Consider the following 7,583-nt stretch of genomic DNA (forward strand, 5'->3'; position numbering starts at 1 on the left):
TGGGGTTCTAGGGATTTTCCCCTCTAAAGTAACATAAATCGCCATACTCACCATATTTAAAGGCATACAAAGGTGGGTTACTTCTCCAAAGTATGGCAAATTATGAGGTTAACAACCCCTTAAACTTAATTTAATTCCTATGGCTATAAAAAACGAACTATCAATTCTTACCAAAGCTGAGCAGCTTGATCTATATTCTCCGCCGCTATTATCACTTGAACAACAACGATTGTATTTTACGCCAAACGAGATCGAGTTAACAGAGTTGAAAAGTATTCGCCTAAGGAACCACCGATGCTATTTCATTGCGTTATTAGGGTATTTTAAGTCTAAGCCTGTGATTCTTTCACCTAGCTTTAACCTCATCTTTGACGATATGCAGTTTATTTCAACGCAAGTTCAAGGAGGCAAAGGGATCAGGCCTTTCAGCATTAATAAGATGCAGCGTGACCGTATATATCAAAGAATACTGAGGTTATTAAACTATCAGAAATGGGACGAAAGTCTGCACTTTGCGCCGCTGTACGAACATCTTGTTATGGTCGGCAAAGCTTGGCTTGAGCCTCGTTATCTATTCGATGCAGCCGCTGAATATCTAGCAACGCATAGAATTGCCATCCCTAAATATACTGTCTTACAAAAGCTTATCAGTCGTGTTATCCAACAGGTCAAGAAGGCGTTAAATAATAAGCTTCGTATTCATGTTTCATCTGAACTACACGGATTTCTAAATACTATTATCGATGACAAAGATGGGCTCTCCTTAAGCCAGCTTCGAGCCGGTGCAAAAAGCGTTATGGTGACAGAGCTAAAAAAAGAACTGACGGTGTATCATCAGTTACAGCCTTATACAAGACAGATTGATAATGCTGTTAAGGGCTTAGCCTTATCGTCTAAAAACCAACAACACTTCGGTGAAATGGTGGATTATTATGGCAGTAAACTAAAACGCTTTAAGCGTCCACAGCAACACCTATGGTTGCTGTGTTTTCTGACTCAACGCATACGGCAAAGCCTAGAGCGATTGGCTGATGGGTTTATTCATCATATCCGTAAACAACAAGAAGCTGCGCATGCGTTTGCCCAACAGGCAGTGTTTGACTCATGGAGGTCAGCTGCAGACAATGTCACCAAAGCCGCAGAATTACTGCATCTGTTTGTTGATGACAGTATCGACGATAATCAACCATTTGCAACGGTTAGGCAACAAGCATTAAGTGTAATGAATAACCAAGATATAGAAACGCTATGCCTGTACTTAAAAAAGCAAAAACGCACGGTAGAAGAATATCAATGGCAATATTATGATGATCAAAACGGGTTAATTGAGCAGTTATTAAGGCCCGTGTTTCTATGTCTTGAATGCCAAGCAGGTAAAGGCTCAGAAGCATTAGTGACCCAGCTCAAAACCACAAAAACAGAACTATTAGCAGGTAATACATTGCAAACAATGGATAGTACACTTATCCAACAAAAACATCGTCCATGGTTAATTAACAAGGATGTTGTTCATCCACAGCGATACGAATGGTTGCTTTACCGTCAACTGGCTTCTCGGCTTAATGGTCGAATTTACTTATCAAACGTCACTAAATATCGTGCGCTAGAAGACGACTTAATTGCATCGTCAATACAGCCTGATCTATTGGCATCATCAACATTGGAAAAGCTAAAGCAGCCGATTCAGAAGCTACTGCAAGTAAAACAAATACGCTTAACAACATCCCTAGAAGATGTTGCTCGTCACATTGATAATGGTGATAACCGCAATGTGATCATGAAGAGCCGAAGTGGCACACGATGGCGACTGCCAGTTAAAGGCTCCCAATCACTTGTCAACAACCCTTTCTTTAAACAAATGATCCCCGTCAGTATTGCTGATGTGTTGCGTTATGTTGAACAAGAAACCAACTTTATGCAATGCTTCGCACACGTGCTGCCAATACAAAAACAAGTAGGCGCCAATCAGGATGATTTATTGGCTATTCTAATTGCGAATGCGACACATCGCGGCGTATATGGGATGGCACAAATATCTGATCGCAGTTATGAGCATCTAAGCACTATACAAGCTAATTATATTAGGCCTGAAACCTTGCAAGAGGCTAGTGATATCATCAATAACGCAGTAGCGGCACTCCCTATTTTCCGCCACTATCACATCCAAGAAGACGTCCTGCACGCCAGTACCGATGGGCAAAAATTTGAAACTCACCTTGAGACTTTTAAAACTCGCTACTCCTCGAAATACTTCGGCACCAACAAAGGTATTACGGCCATGACGTTAGTTGCCAATCATAGTGCGTTAAATGCCCGTATCATAGGATCTAATGAGCATGAGTCCCATTATATTTACGACTTACTACAATCTAATACTAGTGATCTTAAGCCAGATGTCCTCTCAACCGACACCCATGGTGTTAATCATGTTAATTATGCCTTATTGGATTTATGCGGTTATAGTTTTGCGCCTAGGTATGCTCAGTTCACCAGTGTGATCAATGACCTATTTAACGTAACTGAAAGCGACGACGGAAACACGCATCTGGCGCTGAAAAAGCCGATAAAAATGAATGTGATTGAAGAAGGCTGGCAGGATATTCAGCGTATTGTGTTATCCCTTCAAGAAAAACGCACAACACAGGCATTGCTAGTACGCAAATTATCTGGTTATCCATCTAGACACCCTATATTACAAGCATTAACGGAATATAATAGGCTCATCAAAGCCCAATATTTACTTGATTATATTGATGATGCAAGTCTGCGCCAATATGTTCAACGAGCACTGAACCGAGGCGAAGCCTGGCATTTCCTCAGGCGAGCTATTGCATCGGTCAATCGTGACCAGTTCCGTGGAAAAAACGAATCAGAAATAGTCGTCTGGAACGAGTGTGCCCGTTTGACGGCAAATGCTATTATCTACTTTAACTCGATGATCCTAAGTCATCTATTACTGCACTTTGAAGAAGTTGGTGACGAGGAAAAAGCAGCAATAACTCGACAAGTATCACCCGTTGCATGGCAGAACATTAATCTGAGCGGCACTTATCAGTTCGCTAGTAACCGCAAACTACCTGATTTACAGGAAATAACTAGGCCTATTGTTGAAAATGAAGTCTAAAATGAAAGGTAACCCAGCTCCACAAGCCATTAACTGCGAGGGTTGTGGCGATTTATGTTACTTTAGAGGGGAAAATCCCTAGAACCCCAATTTGTAGAGGCTACATTATCAGTTAATCTAGCTAAAACTACTTAAATTTAAATCAAATTGTATAAGCGCTTCACTTAGCAACTTTAACAACTTGCTTGCCGGTAAAACCACCAGCAAGTTGTTTATTAAGTGCTTGCGATACTGACTCAGCACTAAAATCTACGGGCGTTATTTCTGGGTGTTTAATGTCGCCACTAACAGCTCCTTCAAGTAACAGGTTGCCCATAAAACTCAAACGTTGTTGTGCACATAAACTATTAGCAAGCCACGCACCACCAATCGATACAACGCTAATATTGGGCGCTCGGTGATACATTAAGTCTTGATCAAAACAAGGTAGCGGATTTAAGCAGGCAATACGTCCGCAAAAACGCATTAACTCAATATTACGCTGAGTACACTCTCCACCTATCGTATCAATAACCGCATCAAAGCCTTGCGGGCCAAGTTCTCTGCGGATTTTTTCGCATAGCTTTTTATCGCTATAGTCAAAAACCACATCAGCGCCTAGCTGCTTAACCGTAAGCGTCTAGCGAACCACACCTAGCATCGATGTTCTGATTATCTAAAAATACCTGCTCAATGATAAATTCGGAGCAGGTGATGAAAACTTACAGAACAAGCGCACAGTGGCAGCAGCTTTTGCTGAAACGCAGTACGTTTAGTGGTACTAATATTGAATTCTGCCAACACCATAATGTCGCTATTACGACTTATTATAAACAACGTGCTTTACTGGCAAAAGACCAGCCTAATTCCACCTTGCCAGTGCACTCGCAGTGCCTTACATCATCACGTTTTGTCCAGGTAAAACAAACTACTGAAGTCTGCGCGCAAACTCGTCAAAATACGCTGCAGTTTGATACGCTAACCGGCCAACTCACGTTTCCTATCGATTTAGCGACGGCCGATATCGTTGCCATTATTAAAGGGCTAACGGTATGAGGATGTTCGTTGATGTACCCACCGTCTATTTATGTGCCGATGCCGTTGATTTTCGAAAATCAATTAATGGTCTGGCGGCGTTGGTGGAAGCAGAGCTTGAACTACCCGTGCTCAGTGGTGCGCTATTTGTGTTTTGTAATAAAGGCCGTGACAAACTCAAACTGCTTTACTGGGATAACACCGGTTTTGCACTGTGGTATAAGCGATTAGATAAGCATAAGTTCAAATGGCCCAAACTCATGTCACCCACCATGACCTTAAGCGAGCAGCAATTACACTGGTTATTATCGGGTTATGATGTGATTGGACACAGTAAAATTGATGTCGCAGGTAAGAAAATGCTTTAATATTTGCGATCGATTGATGATCATCAAAGTGAGTTCAGTTAGCACTGCAAAGCCTTTGATGATGCCTTAAAATAGGCGTCATGAAAAATGAACTCGCCCTTAAACAGCGCATTGCTGAACTTGAAAAACTGTTAGCGCAGAAGGATGCCCAGATTGCGGCATTGGAAGAGCGCTGGAGCTTGGCCCAACAAAAACAATTCGGCAAAAGTGCTGAAGGCTTTGCCGGGCAAGGCGAGTTATTCAATGAAGTGGAAGAAATTGTTGAGGAAGTTGAGGCAGAGCAACAATCCATTAGCTATACCCGTAAAAAGCCGGTGCGTAAGCCACTGCCAAAAGACTTACCTCGTGAGCAGGTTATTCACGACATCATCGACAAAACCTGTGATTGCTGTGGCGGTGAGCTACATAAAATGGGTGAAGATAAGTCAGAAAAGCTTGAGTTCATACCCGCTAAAATCAAAGTGATTGAGCATATTAGGCCTAAATACGCCTGCCGTCACTGTGATAAATCCTCAACTCAGACACAGATTAAACAAGCCTCAATGCCTGCCATGCCCATCAACAAAGGCATTGCAACCAGCAGTTTGCTCAGTCAGCTTATCACCAGTAAATACCAATACGGGTTACCGCTGTATCGCCAGGAAGCGATGTTTAAGCAATACGGTATTGAACTCAGTCGACAGACCATGAGCAGCTGGATAGACAAATCAGCCACACTCTTCGCGCCATTAGTTGAACGGCTTAAAGCCGAGCTGTTAAGGCAACCCACGCTGTTTGCCGATGAAACGCCATTAAAGGTGGTGAAATCGGACAAAGTAAACAGTTACATGTGGGTGTATTGCTCGGGTCGAGATTCACCAGACCCGAATAATCCTATCCCTAATATCGTACTTTACGACTTCCACAATAGTCGCGCGGCCGCCTGCGTGGTCAATTATCTTGATGGATATCAAGGGTACTTGCACGTGGATGGCTATCAAGCCTATGCCAGAACAGAGGCAACCTTAATCGGCTGCTGGGCGCATGCTCGTCGTAAATTTATCGACGCGAAAAAGCTACAAGGTAAAAACAAAACCGGCAAAGCGGATGTGGTATTGAGCCTTATCCAAAAACTGTACGGCGTTGAGTCACGCATCAAAGATAAAAGTGTGGATGACAAATATACGGCAAGACAAGAGGTTAGCCTGCCTATTCTTAGCAAGCTAAAAATATGGCTTNTTGAGCAGGATCAGCCAAATTTAGTGGGGAACAGCAAACTGATAGAGGCAGCTAATTACCTGGCAAATCAATGGCACAAGCTCATACGCTATGTTGATGATGGCCGACTTAGCATCGATAATAATAGAGCAGAACGCGCGGTAAAACCGTTTGTGATAGGCCGAAAGAATTGGTTATTTAGCCAAACGGCTAACGGTGCCCATGCTAGTGCCACCCTTTACAGCATTGTGGAAACCGCCAAGATAAATGGTCTAATCCCATTTAATTACATCTGTGCTTGCCTTGATGAACTGTGCCAGCCTGAGCCCGATATCGACAGCTTGTTACCCTGGAATTTTAAAACATAGGTGTAGTTCGCTAGACGCTCACGCTTAACCAATTTATGGTTACGCTTTGATGCGGTGGTAAATACATCTGCACCACGCTGTTTTGCATATTGAATAGCAAACTGCCCTACCGCTCCGGCTCCGCCTTCAATAAAAATAGTATCGCCTTCACTAATGCCTATTTTATCTAAACTAATAAGTGCTGCCATACCGGCGCATGGAAGTGTTGCTGCAATGGCCGGATTTAAACCGCTTGGCACAACCGACACTGCAAAGTTAGGTACTTTGGTGTATTCGCTCAAAGCACCTTGCTCACCAATGTTGGCATGCCACATAACGCGCTGGCCAACATTTGGAAACACACCTTTATTAGCTTTAACCACAACACCTACGGCATCTAAGCCTAAAATGTGTGGATACTGCCATTTACAAAAGCCTGTTTTAGCAAATTGACCATCAACTGGATTTAAACCAACGTACTCTACTTTTACAAGCAGCTCGTTATCTGCACAAATAGGAACAGGCAGCTCAGCATCCGCTAAGTCAATTGCTTCATTTGGTTCTGGCAGTACAATAGCGCGCATTGTTTGCGGGATAATGTATTCATGTAAATTTTCAGTATTTGGCATCAATATAACTCTACTTATTAGTGTCGTTTAACGCATAACTCCATTGGCCATTAAATGACTGGTAAGCATTTACTTTGGCAAGCAGTGAAGAAATTGTTGTTTCAACAGCATTTTCTTGTGCTATTAAAACATCCTGACGCGCATCTAACAACTCAAGGTAAGGAATTTGGCCTTCTTCATACATTGCTTGGGATTGTAAAAATGCTTTATTAGCAAAGTCATAGCGCTCATCTGCAAAGCGTTTTTGCTGTGCCTGATTGACCAACAATTGCAGTGAAAGTTCACTTTCACTTAGTGCAGTTAATACCACTTGTTGATAATCGCTGTATGCGGCTTCACTTAAAAACTGCTGCGCGTCGCGCTGTGCTAATAATGCTGGGTAACTTAATAACGACCATTGTAACTGCGGCGCTACTTGCCACTGCTGATCAGTATTTTTTAAGCCTGTGCTGCCTATACTCACAACCCCTGCAAATGCAGATAAGCTAATATCTGGTAATAACGCTTTGCTAGCTGCAACACTTAAACTATTTGCTTGGCTAAAGTCAAACAGTGCACGGCTAATATCAGGACGTAAGGCAATGGCATTATTAGCGTTTTTTAGTGCAACGCTAAAGTCACGTTCAAGCACGCCTTGCTCGTTTTCAATAGCAATATTTTGCGCTAACTTACCGCTTAGTACTGCAAGAGCAGATAAATCGCTGTATTTTGCATACTCAATGGCAGGCATTAGTGCTTGTTGCTGCCTAAGCTGCGCCATAGTACGGTTTAAATCAAGCTCGTTTGCGACGCCTTCGTCAACACGGGCTTGAAGAACGTCAATACTTTGCTCAAGCGCTTCAATTTGAAGTGTAACAATGTGTTGTTTTTCAACATTACCTTGATAACTTACAAAGCCTTTAAC

At 42.6% G+C, this 7,583-nt stretch carries 5 protein-coding genes and 2 pseudogenes; 4 read left to right on the top strand and 3 right to left on the bottom strand.

Annotation, left to right across the window (positions count from 1 at the left end; translation table 11 throughout):
- Positions 1 to 139 precede the first annotated feature (139 nt).
- Positions 140 to 3,124, top strand: coding sequence for a Tn3-like element ISKox2 family transposase (locus tag L654_RS0116550; RefSeq protein ID WP_008126957.1), 2,985 nt, complete (start codon positions 140 to 142; stop codon positions 3,122 to 3,124).
- Between the two features lie 160 nt (positions 3,125 to 3,284).
- Here L654_RS0116550 and L654_RS0116555 read toward each other — a convergent pair.
- Positions 3,285 to 3,734 (bottom strand): annotated as a pseudogene (locus L654_RS0116555) (zinc-binding dehydrogenase); the annotation flags it as partial.
- Positions 3,735 to 3,817: 83 nt separating this feature from the next.
- Between L654_RS0116555 and L654_RS0116560 the strand changes: the two are divergent.
- From L654_RS0116560 to L654_RS0116570, 3 genes are all read left to right on the top strand, one after another.
- A complete protein-coding gene (locus L654_RS0116560; protein WP_024608494.1) occupies positions 3,818 to 4,159 on the top strand; it encodes a hypothetical protein in 342 nt (113 codons plus the stop codon).
- On the top strand, positions 4,156 to 4,506 hold the full coding sequence (gene tnpB / locus L654_RS0116565; RefSeq protein WP_024604009.1) for an IS66 family insertion sequence element accessory protein TnpB: 351 nt from the start codon (positions 4,156 to 4,158) through the stop codon (positions 4,504 to 4,506). The genes L654_RS0116560 and tnpB overlap by 4 nt, the downstream gene beginning before the upstream one ends.
- 80 nt (positions 4,507 to 4,586) lie before the next feature.
- Positions 4,587 to 6,071, top strand: a complete 1,485-nt coding sequence (locus L654_RS0116570) for an IS66 family transposase (RefSeq protein ID WP_024608495.1) — start codon at positions 4,587 to 4,589, stop codon at positions 6,069 to 6,071.
- A 20-nt stretch (positions 6,072 to 6,091) separates the two neighbouring features.
- Here L654_RS0116570 and L654_RS0116575 read toward each other — a convergent pair.
- Both L654_RS0116575 and L654_RS0116580 read right to left on the bottom strand, forming a co-directional pair.
- Positions 6,092 to 6,679, bottom strand: a pseudogene (locus L654_RS0116575) (alcohol dehydrogenase catalytic domain-containing protein); the annotation flags it as partial.
- A 10-nt stretch (positions 6,680 to 6,689) separates the two neighbouring features.
- The coding region (locus tag L654_RS0116580; RefSeq protein ID WP_024608450.1) for a TolC family protein at positions 6,690 to 7,583 on the bottom strand (894 nt) is incomplete at its 5' end.

The sequence above is a fragment of the Pseudoalteromonas sp. TAB23 genome (assembly GCF_000498075.1).
GTDB lineage: Bacteria > Pseudomonadota > Gammaproteobacteria > Enterobacterales > Alteromonadaceae > Pseudoalteromonas > Pseudoalteromonas arctica.

What these genes read in the sequence shown, in the direction of transcription:
- tnpB (WP_024604009.1), top strand. Translation starts at nt 4,156, where the DNA reads ATGAGGATGTTCGTTGATGTACCCACCGTCTATTTATGTGCCGATGCC.
- L654_RS0116560 (WP_024608494.1), top strand. Translation starts at nt 3,818, where the DNA reads ATGAAAACTTACAGAACAAGCGCACAGTGGCAGCAGCTTTTGCTGAAA.
- L654_RS0116550 (WP_008126957.1), top strand. Translation starts at nt 140, where the DNA reads ATGGCTATAAAAAACGAACTATCAATTCTTACCAAAGCTGAGCAGCTT.